The organism is Methylosinus sp. LW4, assembly GCF_000379125.1.
Taxonomy (GTDB): Bacteria; Pseudomonadota; Alphaproteobacteria; order Rhizobiales; family Beijerinckiaceae; genus Methylosinus.
In genome coordinates this window covers 1,870,667-1,890,258 of sequence record NZ_KB900626.1, presented here as the reverse complement: position 1 = coordinate 1,890,258, position 19,592 = coordinate 1,870,667, and the positions used below count along the sequence as shown (strand labels likewise).

The 19,592-nt window shown below is 63.9% G+C and carries 19 protein-coding genes (1 of these 19 cut by a window edge); 11 read left to right on the top strand and 8 right to left on the bottom strand.

All coding sequences use genetic code 11. The features are described from left to right. Window positions 1–63: 63 nt before the first annotated feature. Window positions 64–1,020: a hypothetical protein gene (locus METLW4_RS0109625; RefSeq protein WP_018265991.1), complete on the top strand. Its 957-nt coding sequence runs from the start codon at window positions 64–66 to the stop codon at window positions 1,018–1,020. A gap of 46 nt (window positions 1,021–1,066) precedes the next feature. Here METLW4_RS0109625 and METLW4_RS0109620 read toward each other — a convergent pair whose 3' ends face one another. The 3 genes from METLW4_RS0109620 to METLW4_RS26435 all read right to left on the bottom strand — a co-directional run bounded on the left by METLW4_RS0109620 (window position 1,067) and on the right by METLW4_RS26435 (window position 4,382). Continuing rightward, entirely contained in the window at window positions 1,067–2,083 is a 1,017-nt protein-coding gene (locus METLW4_RS0109620; RefSeq protein ID WP_026191393.1) for a Mu transposase C-terminal domain-containing protein, read from the bottom strand. A 22-nt stretch (window positions 2,084–2,105) separates the two neighbouring features. Then, window positions 2,106–2,624, bottom strand: coding sequence for a hypothetical protein (locus METLW4_RS0109615; protein WP_026191392.1), 519 nt, complete (start codon window positions 2,622–2,624; stop codon window positions 2,106–2,108). A gap of 435 nt (window positions 2,625–3,059) precedes the next feature. Continuing rightward, window positions 3,060–4,382, bottom strand: coding sequence for a hypothetical protein (locus METLW4_RS26435; protein WP_157235012.1), 1,323 nt, complete (start codon window positions 4,380–4,382; stop codon window positions 3,060–3,062). 819 nt (window positions 4,383–5,201) lie between these two features. Between METLW4_RS26435 and amoC the strand changes: the two genes are divergently transcribed. From amoC to METLW4_RS0109580, 4 genes are all read left to right on the top strand, one after another. Continuing rightward, entirely contained in the window at window positions 5,202–5,978 is a 777-nt protein-coding gene (gene amoC / locus METLW4_RS0109595) for a bacterial ammonia monooxygenase, subunit AmoC (protein ID WP_018265988.1), read from the top strand. A gap of 141 nt (window positions 5,979–6,119) precedes the next feature. After that, entirely contained in the window at window positions 6,120–6,890 is a 771-nt protein-coding gene (gene amoA / locus METLW4_RS0109590; protein ID WP_018265987.1) for a bacterial ammonia monooxygenase, subunit AmoA, read from the top strand. Window positions 6,891–7,021: 131 nt separating this feature from the next. Continuing rightward, window positions 7,022–8,308 (top strand): bacterial ammonia monooxygenase, subunit AmoB, encoded by a 1,287-nt coding sequence (gene amoB, locus METLW4_RS0109585; protein WP_018265986.1) that lies wholly within the window; start codon window positions 7,022–7,024, stop codon window positions 8,306–8,308. A 338-nt stretch (window positions 8,309–8,646) separates the two neighbouring features. After that, window positions 8,647–9,123, top strand: a complete 477-nt coding sequence (locus tag METLW4_RS0109580) for a hypothetical protein (protein ID WP_018265985.1) — start codon at window positions 8,647–8,649, stop codon at window positions 9,121–9,123. 878 nt (window positions 9,124–10,001) lie between these two features. Here the strand turns inward: METLW4_RS0109580 and METLW4_RS0109575 are convergent. From METLW4_RS0109575 to METLW4_RS24525, 3 genes are all read right to left on the bottom strand, one after another. After that, window positions 10,002–10,601, bottom strand: a complete 600-nt coding sequence (locus tag METLW4_RS0109575) for a hypothetical protein (protein WP_018265984.1) — start codon at window positions 10,599–10,601, stop codon at window positions 10,002–10,004. Window positions 10,602–10,882: 281 nt separating this feature from the next. Further along, a complete protein-coding gene (locus METLW4_RS0109570; protein WP_371212323.1) occupies window positions 10,883–11,347 on the bottom strand; it encodes a toll/interleukin-1 receptor domain-containing protein in 465 nt (154 codons plus the stop codon). 389 nt (window positions 11,348–11,736) lie between these two features. After that, window positions 11,737–12,249 carry a hypothetical protein gene (locus METLW4_RS24525; RefSeq protein WP_157235008.1) on the bottom strand — a complete coding sequence of 171 codons (513 nt, stop codon included), beginning with the start codon at window positions 12,247–12,249 and terminating at the stop codon, window positions 11,737–11,739. Window positions 12,250–12,573: 324 nt separating this feature from the next. On the opposite strand from METLW4_RS24525, the gene aroA reads away from it, so the two are divergent. From aroA to METLW4_RS0109540, 4 genes are all read left to right on the top strand, one after another. Further along, window positions 12,574–13,956, top strand: coding sequence for a 3-phosphoshikimate 1-carboxyvinyltransferase (aroA, locus tag METLW4_RS0109555; protein WP_051079627.1), 1,383 nt, complete (start codon window positions 12,574–12,576; stop codon window positions 13,954–13,956). After that, complete coding sequence (cmk, locus tag METLW4_RS0109550) at window positions 13,949–14,605, top strand: (d)CMP kinase (RefSeq protein ID WP_018265979.1); 657 nt, start codon at window positions 13,949–13,951, stop codon at window positions 14,603–14,605. Before aroA ends, cmk begins: the two co-directional genes overlap by 8 nt. A gap of 14 nt (window positions 14,606–14,619) precedes the next feature. Beyond that, complete coding sequence (gene gluQRS / locus METLW4_RS0109545) at window positions 14,620–15,435, top strand: tRNA glutamyl-Q(34) synthetase GluQRS (RefSeq protein WP_018265978.1); 816 nt, start codon at window positions 14,620–14,622, stop codon at window positions 15,433–15,435. A gap of 110 nt (window positions 15,436–15,545) precedes the next feature. Continuing rightward, window positions 15,546–15,878: a hypothetical protein gene (locus METLW4_RS0109540; RefSeq protein ID WP_018265977.1), complete on the top strand. Its 333-nt coding sequence runs from the start codon at window positions 15,546–15,548 to the stop codon at window positions 15,876–15,878. A 3-nt stretch (window positions 15,879–15,881) separates the two neighbouring features. Here the strand turns inward: METLW4_RS0109540 and METLW4_RS0109535 are convergent, their stop codons facing one another. Next, window positions 15,882–16,913, bottom strand: a complete 1,032-nt coding sequence (locus tag METLW4_RS0109535; protein ID WP_018265976.1) for an AI-2E family transporter — start codon at window positions 16,911–16,913, stop codon at window positions 15,882–15,884. Between the two features lie 151 nt (window positions 16,914–17,064). Here METLW4_RS0109535 and METLW4_RS24520 point away from each other — a divergent pair, with 151 nt between their 5' ends. After that, window positions 17,065–17,310, top strand: a complete 246-nt coding sequence (locus METLW4_RS24520) for a hypothetical protein (RefSeq protein ID WP_043331798.1) — start codon at window positions 17,065–17,067, stop codon at window positions 17,308–17,310. Between the two features lie 43 nt (window positions 17,311–17,353). Then, a complete protein-coding gene (locus METLW4_RS0109525) occupies window positions 17,354–17,908 on the top strand; it encodes a hypothetical protein (protein ID WP_018265974.1) in 555 nt (184 codons plus the stop codon). Window positions 17,909–17,920: 12 nt separating this feature from the next. Here METLW4_RS0109525 and METLW4_RS0109520 read toward each other — a convergent pair whose 3' ends face one another. Beyond that, window positions 17,921–19,592, bottom strand: the 3' portion of a protein-coding gene (locus METLW4_RS0109520) for a M23 family metallopeptidase (RefSeq protein WP_018265973.1). It continues 362 nt past the right edge of the window; the window shows 1,672 of its 2,034 coding nt (coding positions 363–2,034); its start codon lies off the right edge, out of view — the gene reads right to left on this strand; its stop codon occupies window positions 17,921–17,923.

The window sequence follows — 19,592 nt, the reverse complement described above, 5'->3', positions numbered from 1 at the left end:
CGACGATAGAGTTTTTATCAATTCGACCTTAGTCGTTTCAATATTTCAAAGCCGGCCCGCTGCATGTCGATCCTGTCCGAAGATCAGATCGCGGAATACCGCGCCAAGGGATTTGTCGCCGTCCCCGGATTTCTCTCCCGAGAGGAGATCGAGCGGCTGCGTCGCGATTTCGAAGAGGCCTCTCGCGTCAGCTTTCGTTTCTACGGCGTGAAGGACGTCACGCCCGCTTGCGCGCAAGAGATGAAGCCGCGCCTGCTCGACGTCTGCCGCGCCTTGGCGGCGGGCAGCGAGACGCGCGCCGATATGCTGAGCGGCGCGGTCTATTGGTCGTCGCGCAAGGCCGAGGCGGGCGTGACCGACGCATGGCATCAGGATCATGACAGCTGGTGGCTGTGGGGCGAGAACCATGTGGACTATCTTCACATGTTCATTCCCATCGCCAAGCCCGACCCGGAGAAGACCGGGCTGACATTGGCGGCGCTCGACCGTCTCGAGGCGGCGGCGCCCGGGGCGCATCGGCTGACGGTCGGACAAGGCGCCATGTCGCTGAAGCGCGAAGCGGGCGGCACGACCGTTCTCGTTCGCGACACGGGGAAAAAGCACGCTTTCGATTTCGACGTCGAGGCGCTCGCCGAGACGCCGCGGCTCGCCGAGGGCGATCTGCTGCTGTTTCGCGGCGATGTCTTTCACCGCACGCAGGATCGCCAATGCGATCGTCTGGCCGTGTCCTTCCGCATGGCGCGCGGCGGAACGCCGGTTCGGCGCGAGCATCTGCTGAGCTGGGGCAGTCTCGAGAAATTCGTGCTGTCCATGACCAATCACGAAAAATACCGCTATGTGCTCGAGGCGCTGGATCGTCATGGCGACGGCTCGCCGCTGGGCGAGGTGGCGTCCTATCTCGAGGCCGCCTATGAGCGGCCGCCGCGCGTGAGCTTCGCCGGGCTGCTCGGCCAAAAGCTGCGGGCCGCAGCTTCGGGGCTGCTCGGCAGGCGTGGGACGGGCTCGGCGCGCGCGAGCTAGAGTCTTTCCGCTTCGCTCGAAAACACGCTCGTTTTCGTTTCGATGCTCAGCGATCTGCGGGCTGGAACGGGCAGGCGTTCGCGCATTTGCGCGCGCAGGAGATGGCGGTCGCGCTGGTCACGACGGATGCGTTGATCGAATCCTCGGACAATTCGACGTCTGGCGGCGGCGCCTCGATCGTCGGCGTGATCGCCAGCGCGCGCGCCTTCACGAATCGGCCAGAGGGACGACGCACGAAAATGCGCGAAGGATCATTCGGATCATAGCGCGCCTCGAGGCGCTTGCGCCCGGCGGCGAAATCATCGGCGATGGCGCGCGACCAATAGAGGCGGCCGTGCAGGCGCAGTCCTTCCTGGTCCAGCACGCCTTCGTCGTCCGGCAGCAGCGACAGGCGGAAGCTCACGCAATCGAGCGGCAGGCGCAGCAGATCGTCGCGCATATGCTTGCGCCACAGCGTCAGCGGCGCGCGGCCGAGATCGCGATGCTTGCGGCAATGATAGACGCCGGCGATCTCCGCGCCGATCCAGCTGTCGAGCTCGCGCAGCGTCAGACGTTGCGCATGCGGCCCGACATAGAGATCGCGCTCGCCGCGCTCCATCGGGCCGATATCGGTTATGAGCGGAACGCAGCCCAAGCGGCTGCCGATCAGTTCCTGTATATGCGCGCCATAGCGCGCGCTCGCCGGCTCGCTCCACACCGTCTCTATGCCGATCTCTCGACAGGCGCGCACGAAGGCGCGGCGACCGAAGAAGCTGTTGGCGTCGACATGGATCGCCTCTGGCAGTCCGGCGACGGGCCAATCGAAATCGACGCCGCGCTCCTCCAGCCAGCGCGTCTTGTCGCAGACGGAGTGGAGAATGGCGAGGCTCGCCGACAGCCGCGTCGGCGGCGTCAGCGCGAGGTGAAAGCCGGTCGCCATGCGGGTGAGCGCGTCGACGCCGAGCGTGATCCAGGGCCGGCCGAGCTCGCGGCCGGAGTCCTCGTCGACGATCATCACGTCGACTTTCGCGTGATCGATCTGAACGGCCTCGAGCGGCCGCGTGGCCTCTGATCTCTTCCGCACCTTGCTCGCCGCCGCTCTCGTTCTACTCGCTCTCGCTACGCCGCCGCGCCCGCGTCTGAATGTCGATATCGTGCACGCGCGCCTTGATGGTGCGCCAATTGGGCGCCGGCAGCCGCTCCTTCAAGCAGCGCTTGGCGATCTCGCGCACCAGCTGGCTGAACTTGGGCCGCGAAGGCTGCAGGTAGAAGGTCTCGATCGTGTCGCGAATGAGCGTCTCGCGCGCCGAGTCGAGCACGCGCGCGCCTTTGGGGCGGCCGACCGGACGCGTCATCGGCGCGGTGACGGCGCCGCAGCTGCGGAAGGTCTTGATCATGCGATAGGCGGTGGCGCGCGAAACGCCGAGATCGCTCGTCAGCTTGCGAATGACCTCCTGCGACAGGCGCTCGCCCTCACGCGTGAGAACCTCGCGAATGACCTCCTCGCGATGGCGATTCTCATCCGGGCGCCGGCTGCGTCTCTCGCGTCCAATCGACGTCTCGAGCTTGCGTTCGGGCGCCGGGGCCAGGCGGGGATGGTCGGGGTCGAGAACGTTTCCGCTCATTTCCAGGCGTTCCTCGTGCAGACTGAACCTCTCGCAGCGCGCGCGCCGATCATATCGCCGCACGGCGCTGCGAGGCGACTTTTTTCTCATGATTTCAAAACCGAAGACAATGTTCGATTTTGAACGGTCCGCGCGCGCCCGCTGAGCCTCTCGGCGGGGCTCGTGCGGGCGCGCCCGTCTCCGCGCGGGGGCGCGGGCGAGAAAGCCCTAGTAAACCATGTGTTTCGACGATGTTTCACGGAATTGGAATAGTTCAAAATAGCAAGAATGGCGGCCGAAAATCGAATAGAGCCAGTCTTGCTACATAATGTCGCAGCGTAGACTCTCGCCGATTCAGTGGAATGCGTATCCGTACGTAGTCGATTTTATGAGGAGCGCCGCGAAGGCCATGGCGGGCGCTTTCGACCGCGCGCCGCGCTTTCGATCGAATCGCCTTTACGGAGCGCTCGCTCCTCCGAAGGGCCGGAAGCGGAACATCTCCCATCGATAGGGTCCGTCGCGATCACAGGCGACGCCGTCCCCCCGCATCGCGGAGAGATATTTGGCGTTGTGGCGAATGGCGAATTCGTCGTCCGTGTTCTGAATGAGCTCGAAGCTCATGCTCTCTCGCCGCCCTTTGCTCTCGAAGGCGAGCGATCCATTCTCCGTCACGGAAAGCGGGAATCTCGTTCCGCCGACGGTCGCGAGCAACGTGACGTCCGCGCCGTGATATTCGGCCTCGACCAGAAACTCCCATGGTGCGAGCGGCCCGGCCTTGTGGATCGCCCGGTTCTCGGAGACGTCAAAGACCAGCGCCGAGCCGTGGGTCGTCGCAAGGGCGATGCGCGCGCCGGTCACGCTGGCGAGAAAAGCGCCGATCAGCAGCTGTTCCGCGGGGCCGGGGATCAGCGACGCATAGTCCTCATAAAAGGCGACCGCGCGCGGCGCTCCGGCCGTCTCGGCGATATGGGCGAGGAGCTGCGGGAAATAGCGCCAATTTTCGCGCAGCAGATCGCGATTGTCGGAGCCGGCGAGATAGGAGGCGGCGAGGCGCGGGAAGCGGCGCATCGCATATTGCAGAATGCGGCTCTGCCAGCGCCAATGGCTCTTGCGAATCTGACGCGCGATTCGGCGCAGTTCCGCCATGTCGCGCGTCAGCGCGCCGTCGATGAGCGCGCGCAGATTGGCGGCGCCGGCGAAAACCGTGGTCACATGATGATCCACCCTCGGCACCTTGATGAAATGCGCGTCGGGATAGGTCTCCACGATCTTGCGGCAGTGAAAATCGTCGATGGCGTTATAGGAATCGGCGAATATGAACACGTCGCCGGCGACGTCCGCCGAGCGGATGGCCATGCCGCGCATCGAGGGAATGAAATCCTGCTGCCAGCCCGGGTCTCTTCCATCGCATTCCTCGCGATCGATCGACCATTGCGGGCACATTGCGATGACATGCGTGGCGGCGAGAAGACGCGAGAATTTCACCGCGCCATAGCCGCCCATGGAGCCGCCATAGGCGACGCGCGTCTCATAATCGGCGATCGTCTCCAGAATGATCTGCGACGCTCTGCGGAGATTTTCGGACGGATACCAATTGGCGCGCTTGGCCATCACGCCGATCGCGGCGATTTGCGATTTCCGCAACGGCGTGTCGGCGAAAAAACGATGGTCCTTGGCCGGCGTGATCGCATCGCCGAAGGTGATCAGAACGATTTTCGAATCTGCCGGAGCCCAGATGACGCGTATCTCGTCGTCGTCATAGAGAATCGTTGTTGTCAAAGTTTGATCCATGCCGCCGCCCGTGGTTTCGAGCCGCGGCGGATATAGACCAATTCGCGCGGCGCGAAAACCTCCCGCCGTTTCGGCGCAGGCGGATTTTCCCTGCCTGCGCCGACCTTTGCGTGCGGCGAGCGCGCAGCGCTCGCGCGTCGCGCAGGATCAGAGATTGAGCGCTCTGTTCACCGTGGGAATGAAGATCGCGAATACGAAGACCGTGACGAGGATCCACAGCACGACCCATTTGAGTTCTTCGACCTTGTGCAGCATTCGAGCTTTCTCCTCCCGTTTTTTAAAATTGGTCCACGCCGCGTCTCGAAGGCGGCGCACGCTCTGTTTTTGAGCCAAGACGCCACGAGTCACAACAAGCATATGTGGGCGGCACAATGTCGCAGTACTTAATAATACGGGACAATCTCATATTTTGTAATTCGTATCATTCAAAAGTGCAGCGTAAAATGTGGAGTTATCCGCGTAAGTCTCAATTTTTATAATATGAAAATATCAAAATATCGCGCTATATAAGTATTAACTGCAGTATATGCAGCATAATGTCGCATATGTATTCTTTATGATCAATTGACAGGCGCCGAGAGCGACATGGTAGGTTCCGACATGCAAAGAGCTTTCGGGCTCTACTGCAAAGAGGCGCGGCGCCGAAATAGTTCCGGCGTCCGCGTCACGCGCCGAACGTCGCGCGCGGGGCCGCGACGCCGCTGGGAAGGCGGTCGCGGCCCGCCCGCACGGGGAGACGAAACGTCATTCGGAACGGCGGGAGACCGATTTCGAGCCGATGACTTTATAAAGAGGAGGAACCCGACAATGAGTCTGACAACGGAGAAAGCGGCCGGATCCGTCCGAGCCGCGGAGAGCGACACCATCGTCAATTATTGGCCCGCCTATTGGACGATGATCTGCCTCTTCGTGTTCTATGTGACGATCCGCATTTATGAGCAGTATTTCGGCTGGAAGGCGGGCCTCGATTCTTTCGCGCCCGAATTTCAGACCTATTGGCTGAACCTGATGTGGACCGAGCTGCCGCTCGAATTCATCGCCTTCTGCGGCATCGGCGGCTATCTCTGGAAAACGCGCGACCGCAACATAGACGCCGTCACGCCGCGCGAGGAGATGCGCCGTCTGCTGACGCTGATCGGCTGGCTCGCGATCTATGCTTTCACCGTCTATTGGGGCGCTTCCTACTTCACCGAGCAGGACGGCACCTGGCATCAGACGGTCATTCGCGACACCGACTTCACGCCCAGCCATATTCTGGAGTTCTACCTCAGCTATCCGATCTACATCATCGCCGGCTGGGGCGCCTTCATGTATGCGCGCACGCGCATTCCGCAATTCGCGAAGAAAATCTCGCTGCCCTTCCTGCTGTTCTTCGCGGGCCCCTTCATGATCTTCCCGAACATCGGCCTGAACGAGTGGGGCCACACCTTCTGGTTCATGGAAGAGCTGTTCACGGCGCCGCTGCATTGGGGCTTCGTGTTCTTCGGCTGGTTCGCGCTCGCCGTCTTCGGCACAGCCTGCCAGGTGCTCGATCGCGTGATCGAGCTCTCCAAGGAATATGAGAAGGACGCGCTCTCTCTCTGATCCTTCGCGCTCTCGCACATTCTCCTCCTCGGCAGAGCGATCGCGCCTCGCGCGCGGTCGCGGCGGGGGCGGAGCAAGCAAAAAAGAAATATCCGGCGCAGCTGCGCCGGGGAGGCGACAATCTCAAGGAGCAAGAACGAAATGTCCATTTCCACAGAGGCCGGCGCTCCAGCCGGCAAGGCATGGAAATCGAAGGAGGAGTTTCTCGGCTGCGTGATGCTGACCGATTGGATTCTCCTCGTCGTGCTATTCGCCGTGGTGCTCGGATCCTTCCACATCCACTATATGCTGCTCGCCGGCGACTGGGACTTCTGGATCGACTTCAAAGACCGCCGCATGTGGCCGACGGTGGCGCCCATCGTCGCAATGTGCTTCGCCGCCGCGGTGCAATCCTTCCTGTGGCAGAAGTTCCGTCTGCCGATCGGCGCGACGGTCGCATGCCTCGCGCTGCTCACCGGCGAATGGATCAACCGCTACGACAATTTCTGGGGCTGGACCTTTTTTCCGATCAATCTGGTCTTCCCCTCGGCGCTCATCCCCATGGGCTTCTGGCTCGATGTGGTGCTGATGCTGTCGGGCAGCTGGCTGGTGACGGCGCTGGTCGGCTCCATGGGCTGGGGCCTCCTGTTCTATCCGATCAACTGGCCGGTGCTGGCGCAATATCACCAGTCCGCCGAGATCGACGGCGTGCTGCTGACGCTCGCCGATCTCATCGGCTTCAACTACGTCCGCACGGGCACGCCGGAATATATCCGCATGGTCGAGCGCGGCACGCTGCGCACCTTCGGCAAGGACGTCGTTCCGGTCGCGGCCTTCTTCTCCTCCTTCATTTCCATGCTGATCTACTTCCTGTGGTGGAAGATCGGCACCTGGTTCACCAACACCAAATACATCGAGGTCGACGACATTTGATCCCGCGAATATTCGCGAGCGCGAGGCGGACCTGCGGCCCGCTTCGCCCAGAAATAGCAAGAAATCCAAGAGGCCCGTCGCGAATGACGGCGCGGCCGAGAAAACAAGGACAAGGGAGACAGATCGAAATGATGAACAAGCTCCTCGCGACACTGGCGGGATGCGTGAGGCCGCGGGCGCTGCGCGCTCTGGCCTTCGGCCTCGCCGCGGCGATCGCCGCCACCACTCTGCCGGCGGCGACGCCCGCATCGGCGCATGGCGAACGCTCGCAGCAGGCCTTTCTGCGCATGCGCACGCTCAATTGGTATGATGTGAAATGGTCGAAGACCGAGGTCAACGTCAATGAGGAGATGGTGCTCTCCGGCAAGGTGCATGTCTTCTCGGGCTGGCCGCAGGCCGTCGCCAAGCCGGATGTCGCCTTTCTGAACGTCGGCGAGCCCGGCCCGGTGCTCATTCGCAAGGGCGCCTATGTCGGCGACGTGCCGGCGCCGCGCTCCTTCTCTCTGCAGGTCGGCAAGGACTATGAGTACAAGCTCGTGCTCAAGGCCCGTCGGCAGGGGCGCTTCCACGTCCATGTGCAGATGAACGTCGAAGGCGGCGGCCCCATCGTCGGCCCCGGCGAGTGGATCACCATCAAGGGCGACATGGCGAATTTCACCAATCCGGTGACTTTGCTCGACGGCTCGACCATCGATCTCGAGACCTATGGCATCACCTGGACCTACATTTATCACTTCGCCTGGATGGCGGCCGCGGCGGTCTGGATCCTCTACTGGTTCATGACAAAGGGCCTCATTGTGCGCTATTGGTGGGTGAAGGCCGGCAAGGCCAATGATCTCATCACCCTGCGCGAGAAGCGCATCGGCGGCCTGTGGCTGGCGGCCTCCCTGCTGGCGGTTCTGTTCGGCTACGCCTGGGCCAATAGCGCCTTCCCGCGCACGCTGCCGATGCAGGCGGGCTTGCTCAAGGGCATAGATCCGATCGCGCTTCCGCCGGCCACTGTCACGGCGCAGTTCAAGGGCGGCTCCTACACAGTGCCGGGCCGCGAGCTGTCGGTGAAGCTGCGCGTCACCAATAGCGGAACCGAGCCGGTGAAGATCGGCGAGTTCACCACCGCGGGCCTGCGCTTCCTCAACCCCTCGGTGTTCACCACGCGGCCGCAGTTCCCCGAATATCTGCTCGCCGACCGCGGCCTCGCCGTCAGCGACGAGACGCCCATCGCGCCCGGCGAGACGCGCGACGTGACGATCATCGTTCAGGACGCCCGCTTCGACATCGAGCGCCTGTCCGACCTCGCCTATGACACCGACAGCCAGTTCGGCGGCCTGCTGTTCTTCTTCAGCCCGTCGGGCAATCGCGTCGGCGTCGAGATCGGCGGCCCGGTGATCCCGCGCTTTGCGGCCGGAGCTACGCTCTGACCGAACCACGAGCTTCACGCGGTTCTCTTCACTCTTCTCCGCGTGTTGGTGTGAAACTTCCTCCCCCGCCCGGTTCGTCCGGGCGGCTTTTTTTGCCCGTCGAGGGGGACGGGGCAGGGCGCTCCGGCGAAGGTTTCCTCATCCTGAGGAGCAGCGAAGCGGCGTCTCGAAGGACGAGGAAACCGTCAGCGCCGCCTTCTGGAACTCCCCCTCGTGCTTCGAGACGCCCGCTTCGCGGGCTCCTCAGCATGAGGGGGAGGCGCGCCTCGTATCGGGGCATGGCGCTTGCGTGCGGAGAGCGCATCCCGGCCTCCGCCGGGCGAGCGAGCAGGGGCGCGATGCACGAGCACGAGCAGGCCGGGGACGTCCGCGCCGTTCCGGCGCAAATATTGGAGCGCGGCTTTCGGCTTCTCGTGCTGCGGGAATTTCGCGCGACCGATCAGCCGCCGGCTCTGGCTTTGATTCGGCAGAGTATCTTGCGCGATGTGCATCGAATTCATCGCCATGGCGTCTCCTTCGGTTGCACCTTTCTGCCCGAGATCATGCAATGGCTGATCGATCTGCTCGGCCGTCCCTCGCTGCATCCGCCGGATTATCCGGCGAGCCCCGCCTATCGCAACCCGGCCTGGCCGTCCTTTTATTGGCGCCAGGAGAGCCGGCTGTGGGAGGAGGGCGTTCAGACCATCGAATGGCATGTCGATGTGATCTTCGCCGATCAGGCGTCTTTCGAGGCCTTCGTAGCGTGCTGGCGCGACCGTCTGACGGAAGCCGACGCGCCGGGTGAAGCCGGGGACCGATCACCGACCGCGCTCTGATGCTTTCAGCTCTTCGGGGCGCGTTCCCCCTCTCCCCGCCTGCGGGGAGAGGGCCGGGGTGAGGGGCTCGGGGCGTGAGCCACGGACGGAATGCGCCCCGAGCCCCTCATCCTCACCTTCTCCCCGCGAGCGGGGAGAAGGAAGGCGGCGAATGCCGCGCGAAGCGATCCGCGGAAATGGCATGACGCGCGGCTAGGAAATAATTCAGCCAGCGCGGGCGCGCCCCGTCGCCTCGCGGCGGCGGGGAGGGAAGGGCGGTTCGGGACGCTCCGCCCCCTTCGGCCGGTGCGCGAGGAAATCATCCGGGGCCGGAGCGTCCCGAAACGCGGTTGTCGTTCTCGTCGACATCCCGAGGCGTCGTCTGGCCCGCGAATCCTGGGGTTTCCCATTCAAGACGCGATCGAGCCCGACGGCCTGGGATCACGAACGGTTCTTGTTTATCCCTATGGATGGGAGAAGAACGCCGTCCGGCGACGCGCTGCCTGTCCATGGACGGGGTCGCCATCCCGGATGGAGCCGCCCCCCGCCCGCGTTCCCTGACCCGAGAAACGCGCCCTTCTTGGGCGGCGGTGGGAGGGATATAGGAATATTTTCAGGATGTGTCAAGGGGCGGTGTTCAGTGGGCGGGGTTTGGGGTTGTGGCCCACAGTGGACGTTCGCGGAAGCTGGACGACTTTGGACCGAAGCGACGCTCGAATTTCGCGCGTATCTTTTGCACGAGTACCGCGCAGCCAGAAGCGCTACTTCGTCCATGAGCCTTGGAAACGCTACAGGGGACGCGTCCGCCCGCGTCCATTGCTCAAAAACGACCGTTTATGAGGGAGAGAGCGGCACGACCCGCCCTTCAGAGAGAGGTGCTATCGCCTGAGATTTCGGGGCTAAATCTCACCATCCCTCTTTAATCGGAAAATAATGTCTTTCGAGTGTTTTCCGGTCCCTATTCGTACGTCACTCATGCTCTGGGCTACGCGCAACACGTCCTCGCGGCTCAAACCAGTACGCTTCACTGCGGTCCCAATTGTTGTCCAGTCGAAGCGGCTGTTTCGCAGGGTTTCGCGGATCAACTCCGGCGCATTCCGCGTATCGCTCTCAGTTTTTAGTGCAGGCGGAGATTGATCAGCGGCCTCCTCAATGCTTGCGCCTATTTGCTCAAGATCGCTCTGGGTTTCCTCCTGACGCTTACTCGTCTTCTCAAGCTCCTCTTTCAGAGCTTTGGCCTCAGCAATTGCCTTCCGAAGCTCACCCATCTCCTTGTCGATTGATAACCGAGCACTCCGTATATCGAAGCCAAAGAACCCAACCCCTAGTGCAGCGATCACCGTGAGGAACACCGCTAAAAAACTGAATGCCCACTTCAGAACGGTGATGAAGTCACTTGCATCCAGCGTGACGGTAACCGGGGGATGCTGTCCTGTTTCTGCAACGGCCGCCGATCCAAATGACAGGAACAAAGCGCAGGCGGCCACAAAAACTCTCATTGAGATTCTCCCCGCAATCACGCAGCATGGAGGCTTATCTAAACCTAAAAAGCCGATTGGGTGGAAGCTGGGCCGCGGAATTTTGGGCTGCGACGATTGGGCTCTCCTCGCCTATCTCCCTCAAAAGCAGCCTCTTTTTCAGCCGGTTAGCTCGTTGTAAAAGTTTTGACTTTTGCATACATGGCGGCCGCCCGCTTCCGGCTCGGGAGGCAACTGGCGCTAACGACCAGTCGTAACCGGTCGTTAGCGGGGTATGGGTGACAGCTTCCTTCCGACCGGAGCTAGATGGAAACCAGTTCGGCTATTTTGGTCGCGACTTCCGCCATCGACTCTTCGGCAGTGCTCAGCCCGGCTCGGGAGGCGAGCAGGAGGCTGACCTTTTCAAGCTCTTCATAGGTCGTTCCGTGAACCACCGGGACGAGCCGCTCACGCCGGAGGAGCGCCGAAAGTTCTTTGTCTGCGATGCCTTCTGCCGGGAGGCGTCGCAACATAGCCGGGGTCACCAAAACGATACCGACGCGCGAATTCACCAAGCCCTTGTCGATCGCCCGCATCATCGGCACACCGAGGCCGAGGTCCTTCTCGCTGAACCACACGCGGACACCGCGCGCTTCGAGCAGATCATGCAGTTCTTTGGCGGAGCCCTGCCTGTCATCCCACGCGTGACAAAGAAACACGTCTCGAAGAGCAGGCTGCGAGCCCGCTAGGCTCTCCACATTTTCTCGAACCGGCGTGAGTGCCTGCACTTGTGCAGGCGTGTACCACACAGACGAACCGGCTCGCGACCAGCGCGGCTTTGCGCTGCGGCCGGACCCGCCGCCGCTAATTCGGCCACCCCCACTACTGCCCGACGGAGCGTATGGCGAGGAGTAAGACGGGCGGTAGGACAAGGTCGACCCGTAGCCGCTATACCGGCCACGGCCACGGCATGCAGGGCAGGCCGCTTCAGCGGCAGCCGAGTGATGGCCTCTTACCGGTGCCGTGCATCTTGTCATTGTATCCCCCAGTGACTGTTCCCGTTTGATTGATTGCAACACTTATACTGCCGCTTCGGTGCTACGCGTTAGTAATAATAGTAATTTAAACTATTAATATGAAATAATAATTTCCTGCATCGCTTGCTTTAAATGGTATATTAAATATTTGCTTCCCAACCAAAGTGCCTATGCATTCGCTGAAATAGGCACAGCGCTTCGTGCGATAGAGCTACTAAGCTATTTTCTTCAGCTGCCAAATCTGGTAGACGAAAACATCTTATCAGCCGAGCGTCGTCCCGGTCCTCTTGTCGATGCCATTTCTGGAATTGAAGCCCAGCGTCACCACTGGGAGTGCAAAGGTATTCGCAAAATCCATGCGCCAACAAGTTCCTTGTCTCATGCCTTTCCTCGAACCGATCGATGATCGAGGTCAAATCAACGGCAAAGGCGTCGAGGGCACCGGCCTTTTCCAACATGCGCCGTACCTGACGGACTCGCTTCGGCGCTGAATGGCTAAAAGTGGCAGTTTCAGCTTCATATTCAGGGAAAGCTCGACATCGCAGAATCAAATCGCCCAACAAGAACTCAATTTGGGCATAAGCGTTGGCGATCCAACCCCGAAGGCGCTGCCCTTCTTCGATGTCGGCCTCAAAGGAATCCTTGATTGACATGCTGCACTCCCAGCGCAGCAATAGGTATCGCATAACTCGCCACTATGGAACCGCGCGCGTATGTCCCTCCTGGCGCTTTTCTGTTCGGGGAAGGTCGACGAGGAACATGATCCCTATGCTCGAATCCAGTTCGACAATTCTTATACGGCCGCGTCATGCCCGCACTCGTCGTCGACGAGCGCGGGCATGACGCTGGAACAACGTTTGCCCACAGCCTGAATTTCGGAACCCCAAGGCGCTCGCTCGCGGCCCCCCGCGCTCGCGCCTTCTCGCGGCATTTGTGACGCGGCGGCGCGCGTTGTATATGCCGATGCCGCGCGGGCCATGGGAAACGGCGCCGCGGCGGGAGATCGAGCCAGATTGCACACCGACGCCGAACATTCCCCCTCGCCGCTCAGCGCGCTCCGCGCCAGCGGCCTCACTGGACGCTGCCGGCCGCCCGGCGACAAATCCGTCTCGCATCGCTCGCTGATCCTGGGGACGCTGGCGGTGGGCGAGACGCGCGTCGAGGGGCTGCTGGAGGGCGATGACGTGCTGCGCACCGGCGAGGCCTGCCGCAAGCTCGGCGCGCGCGTCGAGCGGCTCGGGCCGGGGAGCTGGAGCGTGCGCGGCCCCGGCCTCGGCTCGCTGCTGGAGCCGCGCGAGACGCTCGATTTCGGCAATGCAGGCACGGGCTCGCGGCTGATGATGGGCGTCGTCGGCGGCCATCCGATCACGGCGCGCTTCGACGGCGACGCCTCGCTGCGCAAGCGGCCGATGCGCCGCATTCTCGATCCGCTGGTCCTGCAGGGCGCGCGCGTGCTGGAGCAGGCGGAGGGCGGGCGCTGCCCGATTCTGCTGCAGGGAACCGCCGAGCCTCTGCCGATCGAATACAAGACCCCGGTCGCCTCGGCGCAGATCAAATCCGCCGTGCTGCTGGCCGGGCTCAACTCGCCCGGCCGCACTGTGGTCATCGAGAGCGAGGCCTCGCGCGACCATACGGAAAAAATGCTCATCCATTTCGGCGCCCGCGTCGCCTCCGAGCCTTATGGCGAGCATGGGCGCAAGGTGACGCTGGAGGGAAGGCCCGAGCTGCGCCCGAGCCTGGTGCGCGTGCCGGCGGACCCGTCCTCCGCCGCCTTTCCCATTGTGGCGGCGCTGATCGCCGAGGGCTCGGAGATCGTGGTGGAAGGGGTGATGACCAATCCGCTGCGCTGCGGGCTCCTCGCCACGCTCGTCGAAATGGGCGCGAAAATCGCGCTCGAGAACGTCCGAGAGGAGGGCGGCGAGGAGGTCGCCGATATTCGCGTCGCCGCTTCGCGGCTCACGGGCGTGGATGTGCCGGCGGCGCGCGCGCCGTCGATGATCGACGAATATCCGATCCTCGCCGTGGCCGCCGCTTTCGCCGAGGGCGAGACGCGCATGCGCGGGCTCTCCGAGCTGCGGGTGAAGGAGTCCGATCGTCTCGAGGCGATCGCCGCGGGGCTGAAGGCCAATGGCGTCGATTGCGAGATCGTCGGCGACGATCTCATCGTGCGCGGCGGGGCCGGACGCGTGAAAGGCGGGGGAAATGTCGAGACGCATCTCGACCATCGCATCGCCATGAGCTTTCTCGTCATGGGGCTCGGCGCCGACGCGCCCGCGGTGGTGGACGACGATCGCATGATCGCGACGAGCTTTCCGAATTTTCGCGCCCTGATGGAAGGGCTGGGGGCTCGCTTTGCCTGAACAGGGACTTGTCATCGCCATAGACGGGCCGGCGGCCTCGGGGAAGGGCACGCTGGCGCGCCGGCTCGCGGCGCAATTCGGCCTGCCGCATCTCGACACCGGCCTGCTCTATCGCGCCACCGCCTGCGCGCTGCTCGATGATGGGCGAGCGCTCGACGATATTCGCGCCGCGGTGGAGGCGGCGCGCGGCCTCGCGCTCTGCGATTTCGACGAGGCGCGGCTGCGCTCACGCGAATTGGGCGAGGCCTCCTCCGTCGTCGCCGCCATTCCGCAGGTGCGCGCGGCGCTCATCGAGGCGCAGCGCAGCTTCGCCGCGCGCTCGGAAGGCGCGGTGCTGGACGGGCGCGACATAGGCACGGTGATCTGCCCCGACGCCGCGGTGAAAATCTTCGTCACCGCCAGCGCCGAGAAGCGCGCGCAGCGCCGCGCGCTGGAGCTGGCCTCGCGCGGCGAGCGCGTCGATTACGCGCATATTCTCGAGGATATACGCCGCCGCGACGAGCGCGACAGCGGCCGCAGCTCGGCGCCGCTGAAAATCGCCGATGACGCCGTGCGGCTCGACACCACCGATCTCGACATAGAGGCCGCCTTCGCCGCCGCGCGGGACATTGTGCGGGAGAAGGCCGAGCTCGCCGGAAAGGTCGGCTGAGCGAGGCGGCGCGAATGAGCGAGGACGCGAGAAAAGTCTTCCGCTTCGCGCCGTCGCCCAATGGCTATCTCCATCTCGGCCACGCCTATTCGGCGCTGCTCGATTTCGATCTCGCGCGGCGCGAGGGCGGCCGCTTCCTGCTGCGGATAGAGGATATCGACCAGGGGCGGGCGCGGCCGGAATTCGAGGCCGCGATCTATGAGGATTTGGCCTGGCTCGGCCTCGTCTGGGAGGAGCCGGTCCGCCGCCAGTCCGAGCATTTGGACGATTACGCCGCGGCGCTCGCGAAGCTCGACGCGCTGGGGCTGCTCTATCCTTGCGTCTGCTCGCGCGCCGATATCGCCGGCGCGAGCCGGGAGCGCGATCTCGACGGCGCGCCGCTCTATCCCGGAACCTGCCGCGGCAAGAAGCTCGCGCGCGCCGGCGCCAATCTGCGGCTCGATATGGCGAAGGCGGCGGCGCTCGTCGGCGGCGAGGTCTCGTGGCGCGAGCATGGGAAGGAGATCGTCGCCGCGCCGCAGGAGTGGGGCGACGTCGTGCTGGCGCGCAAGGATATAGGGACGAGCTATCACATCGCCGTCGCCGTCGACGATGCGCTGCAGGGCGTGACCGATGTGGTGCGGGGCAGGGACCTCTATGAGGCGACCCGGATTCATCGGCTGCTGCAGGAATTGCTCGGCCTGCCGGCGCCGGCCTATCGCCATCACGCGCTGGTGCTGGACGAGGACGGCCGCAAGCTCGCCAAGAGCCGGCTCTCCAAGCCGCTGCGGGATTTGCGGGCCGACGGCGCGACGCCGGCCGATGTGCGGGCCATGCTCGATCTGCCGTAAGCCGGTCGGGGCGGGACGCGGCGCTCGGGACGCGGCGCTTGTCGTCCCGGATCAAATCATGCATTCTTACTCGAGTTTAAATCTCCCGCCTTTCCGCGAAGGATCACCCAATGAGGATATTGCTCGCCGCGCTGGCCGCTCTGGCGGCGACGACTTCCGCCGCCGAGGCCAATTATGGCTATTGCTTCACCCATGGCCTGCTGGGCGGGACCAAGGTCGTCGTTCACGATCAGGTGCGCGAGGCCGATTTTTGGGACGGCGCCACGGTGAACGCCTATCGCCAGAGTCTCGAGGCCTCGCATCGCTTCCGCTTCGGGTCGCTGACCTGCCCGGGCTTCGACACGGAGAAGGAGGCGCAGGACAGTCTCGCGAAGCTCCGGCGCGCCTCGGTCGAGCAGGGCTTCGCCGATTTCCCCTTTCCGCCGCAGCCCGCGGTCGATTGAGCCTCAGCCCTCGTCGCGCGGCCCTTTGTCGGAGAGCAGCGCCGCGACCCAGCGGCTCGAGGGGAATTGATCGCACAGCGTCAGAAAGGCGATGGCGATCGGCACGCCGATGAAGGCGCCCGGCAGGCCCCAGAGAAACGTCCACAGCAGGACGGAGAAGACGACGACCGTCGGCGACATTGCGAGCGCCGAGCCGGAGAAGGCCGGCTCCAGCCCGCTGCCGATGACGAGCTGAATTATGCTCAGCACGCCGAGCACGAGAAGCGCCATCTGGCCGGAATCGAATTGCGCATAGGCGAAGAGCGCGGGCAGCAGCGTCGCCGCCGCCGGGCCTATGTAGGGCAGGTAATTCAAGGCGAAGGTCAGCACGCCCCAGGCCGCGGCGAGATCGAGGCCGATCGCCAGCGCGAAGAGGAAGACGACCGCGCCGGTGACGAGGCTCGCTACTGTGCGCACCAGCATGTAGCGGCGCAGCTTTTCGGCGATGCGCGCGCCGGCCTGCAGCAGCGAGCGCGCCGTCGCCTCGCTGCGTGAGGCGGCGAGCTTCTTCTCGAATCCGCCGGCTTCGGCGAGGCCCATGATCACATAGATCAGCACCACCAGCGCGAAGCCGACGAATATGTTGACGCGCGTCGCCGCCGCACGCAGCAGCGCCAGCACCCAGGCGGCGTTGAAATGCTCGGTGATCAGCGAGGCGACGAAAATATCATGCGCCTCCAGCCATTTCGTCGCGTTCTCGAAGGAGGCCTTCACGCGCTCGATATTGCGGATGAACCAATCGACTATCTCGCCGCCGCTCCACACGATCAGCGAGGACAGAGCGATCATGACGCCAAGCGCGACGACGATGCTGAGGACGAGCGCCACCGGCCGCGGCGTCAGCGTCTGCAGCCATTGCTGCAACGGCCAGATGAGCGCGATGATGAAGAGCGCGAAGACGACCGGCTCCAGCACCGACTGGCCGATCGAGAAGGCCGCCAGCATCACGAATGCGATGACGATGACCGCCGCCGTATCGGCCGCTCGCTCTCCCATGCTCGCCCCGCTTTTTCGTCAATTTTCTCGAGCGATGCGCTCGCGAGAAAAAAGTAGAGCGCCGCCGTCTTTGGAAAACGTCTCGCAATTGTCGAAAGCGCGCCGAGCGCTAATTCCGTGCGAGCGTTTTCGGACGAATTGGAGAGACGAGATGACGACCACAGTGGAAAACAAGGACGAAAATTTCTCCCGCCGCGCTTTCGCCGCCGGTCTTCTGGCGGCGCTGGTCGCCGCGCCGCTCGCCGCCGTCGTCGCTCCGTCCGAGGCGGAAGCGCAGGAGCGGCAATTCGTGCGCCCGTCCCATACGCCGCGCGTGCAGCGCCCGCGCAGCCATGTGCGCGGTCCGGTGACGCATCGCAGCCTGTTCCGCCGGCGCGTCCGCGTTCCCGTGCGTTGATGCGCAGAACCCATTCGCATGCCTTCGAGGGCAGGGGATAAAAATGAACGACTATAGCGTCGCGCCGGAATTCGGAGAGCAGGCCGTCGCGGCGCGGGCGGGCGCCTGGCTGAAGCGCAAGGCTCCCTATCTCATCGTGCTCGGCCTCGCCATTTTCGGCGTCGCCTATACGAGCCTCGTCCAGCAGCCGCTCTATGGCTATTGGGAGTTTCTGGGCGTCGCGATCGGCGTCGCCTGCGTCGCCATAGGCTGGCGCCAGGCGCCGGATCGCCAGGCGCGCTTCATTCTCGCGCGCACGCAGGCGCTGCATTGGGCGGCGTTTCTCGTCGCCATGAACATCGTGCTCTGGCCGAGCGTGAACAGCTTCCTCAATGCGCCGGCGACCGGGCTCGCTCTGCTGCTGCTGCTGGCGCTCGGCACATTCGTCGCCGGAATTCAGGTGTCCTTCGACATCGCCGTGCTCGGCCTCGCCATGGCGGTCGCCGTGCCGGCCATCGCCTGGTTCAAGCAATCGGCGCTGTTCCTGATCCTGGCGGTCATCGTGCTCGGCGCGCTCGCCGCGGCCTTTTGGCGACGCGGCGGCGAGACCTCGACATGAGACCTCGGAGCCTCAGCGCCCCTGTTGCGTGGCGACATGGGGGTTGTTCGGCGCCTTCGCCATCAGCTGATCGATGCGGTCGCGCTCGCGCTTGAAGTCGGCGAGCAGCTTGCCGTCGAACTCGCGGGTGCGCGCCAGCTTGACGCGCATCGGATCGACGAAATGGCCGTTGACCATGACCTCGTAATGGAGGTGCGGGCCGGTCGAGAGGCCGGACGAGCCCAAAAATCCGACGATCTGGCCCTGCTTTATGCGCATTCCCTCGCGAATGCCGCGCGCGAAGCCGGACATATGATTATAGGCGGTCGAATAGCCATTGGCGTGCTGGATCTCCACGCGGCGGCCATAGCCGCTGTGCCAGCCGGCCTCCACCACCACGCCATTGCCCGCGGCCAGAATGGGCGTGCCGATGGGCGCCGCCCAATCGACGCCCGTGTGCATCTTGTAATAGCCGAGGATCGGATGGCGGCGCATGCCGAAGCCGGAGCGCGTCTCGCCTGCGGCGATCGGCTTGCGCACGAGAAATTTGCGGCTCGAGCGGCCGCTCTCGTCATAATAGTCGACGAGCCCGTCGTCGGCCGTCTGATAGCGGTAATAGCGCAAGGTCTCGTTGCGCGTGGTGATGGAGGCGTAGAGCAGCGCCTCGCGTCCCGAGCCCTCCTCGTTCTCGTCATAGAGAACGTCGAGCGAATCGCCGCCGTTCACGCCGCGCTGCAGATCGAGATCATTGGCGAATATGCGCACGAGATCATTGATGATCGGCCGAGGAATATCCTGCTTCAGCGCGGTCTCGTAGAGCGAATCATAGAGCCGCATTCCGCCCGGATCGTCGTCTGCGTCGCCGCCATCCTCTTCCACATTGGCGGAGCCGCGACGGCCGACCTTGGCCAGATTGGCGGGGGCGGTCACCTGCAGGAAGGTTCCGCGATCGGTCGCCGCCACCATCGTGTCCAGCCGATCATCCGTATAGATCGAGATGCGGGCGAGCTGGAGATTGGCGCCGGAGCCGTCGAAATCCGCAAAGAGCAGCTTGACCTTCTGGCCCTCGCGCGCCGCCGTCTCGACCCGCTTGGCGCCGAAAGCCGCCGCCACCGCTCCTATGCTCGCCTTGGGCACGCCATTGGCGAGAAGCGCGTCGACCAGAGTCTCGCCGCGGCGCAGCACGATGAGCTTTTCGTCCATCTGCGTCGGCTGGGGTCCCGCCGAGCGCGGCGCTATCGTGACATTCTCCGGCACCATGCGCACCTCGATGGCCGAGAAGGGCGCCGTGACGGAGGGCGTTCCCGCCGCCGCATAGGCGAGCGCCTGCGGATCGAGCGAGGCGCGGCTGGTGCGCGACAGCAGCAATTGGCCGGGCAAGGGCAGGGCGGGCTTGGCGCCGGAGGCGATCTGCGATTTGGCCTGCTCTGCCACCTGCGCCTGACATTCCTCGAGCGACAGAGCGGCGCTCTGCCGCTCCGGCTCGCCGGCCGCGAAGTCCCTGGTGACGAAGGAGACCTCGGCGTCGTCCGGCGCAATGTCCGGCTCCGCCGCATTATCGGCGGCGTTGCGGGAGTCCGCCAGCAGCTTCAGCGGATTGAAAGCCGGGACCTCTTCCGCGAAACTGGTCGGCGCGAGCGTCAGCGTCGTCGCCACATGGGTGTAGGCGCGCGTGCGCATCACTTCTTTCTCGCCGGCGCGCGAG

What these genes read in the sequence shown, in the direction of transcription:
- aroA (WP_051079627.1), top strand. Translation starts at nt 12,574, where the DNA reads ATGGGAAACGGCGCCGCGGCGGGAGATCGAGCCAGATTGCACACCGAC.
- amoC (WP_018265988.1), top strand. Translation starts at nt 5,202, where the DNA reads ATGAGTCTGACAACGGAGAAAGCGGCCGGATCCGTCCGAGCCGCGGAG.
- amoB (WP_018265986.1), top strand. Translation starts at nt 7,022, where the DNA reads ATGAACAAGCTCCTCGCGACACTGGCGGGATGCGTGAGGCCGCGGGCG.
- METLW4_RS0109575 (WP_018265984.1), bottom strand. Translation starts at nt 10,601, where the DNA reads ATGAGAGTTTTTGTGGCCGCCTGCGCTTTGTTCCTGTCATTTGGATCG.
- METLW4_RS0109535 (WP_018265976.1), bottom strand. Translation starts at nt 16,913, where the DNA reads ATGGGAGAGCGAGCGGCCGATACGGCGGCGGTCATCGTCATCGCATTC.
- METLW4_RS0109615 (WP_026191392.1), bottom strand. Translation starts at nt 2,624, where the DNA reads ATGAGCGGAAACGTTCTCGACCCCGACCATCCCCGCCTGGCCCCGGCG.
- METLW4_RS0109580 (WP_018265985.1), top strand. Translation starts at nt 8,647, where the DNA reads ATGCACGAGCACGAGCAGGCCGGGGACGTCCGCGCCGTTCCGGCGCAA.
- gluQRS (WP_018265978.1), top strand. Translation starts at nt 14,620, where the DNA reads ATGAGCGAGGACGCGAGAAAAGTCTTCCGCTTCGCGCCGTCGCCCAAT.
- METLW4_RS0109525 (WP_018265974.1), top strand. Translation starts at nt 17,354, where the DNA reads ATGAACGACTATAGCGTCGCGCCGGAATTCGGAGAGCAGGCCGTCGCG.
- METLW4_RS24525 (WP_157235008.1), bottom strand. Translation starts at nt 12,249, where the DNA reads ATGTCAATCAAGGATTCCTTTGAGGCCGACATCGAAGAAGGGCAGCGC.
- METLW4_RS0109625 (WP_018265991.1), top strand. Translation starts at nt 64, where the DNA reads ATGTCGATCCTGTCCGAAGATCAGATCGCGGAATACCGCGCCAAGGGA.
- METLW4_RS0109540 (WP_018265977.1), top strand. Translation starts at nt 15,546, where the DNA reads ATGAGGATATTGCTCGCCGCGCTGGCCGCTCTGGCGGCGACGACTTCC.
- amoA (WP_018265987.1), top strand. Translation starts at nt 6,120, where the DNA reads ATGTCCATTTCCACAGAGGCCGGCGCTCCAGCCGGCAAGGCATGGAAA.
- METLW4_RS24520 (WP_043331798.1), top strand. Translation starts at nt 17,065, where the DNA reads ATGACGACCACAGTGGAAAACAAGGACGAAAATTTCTCCCGCCGCGCT.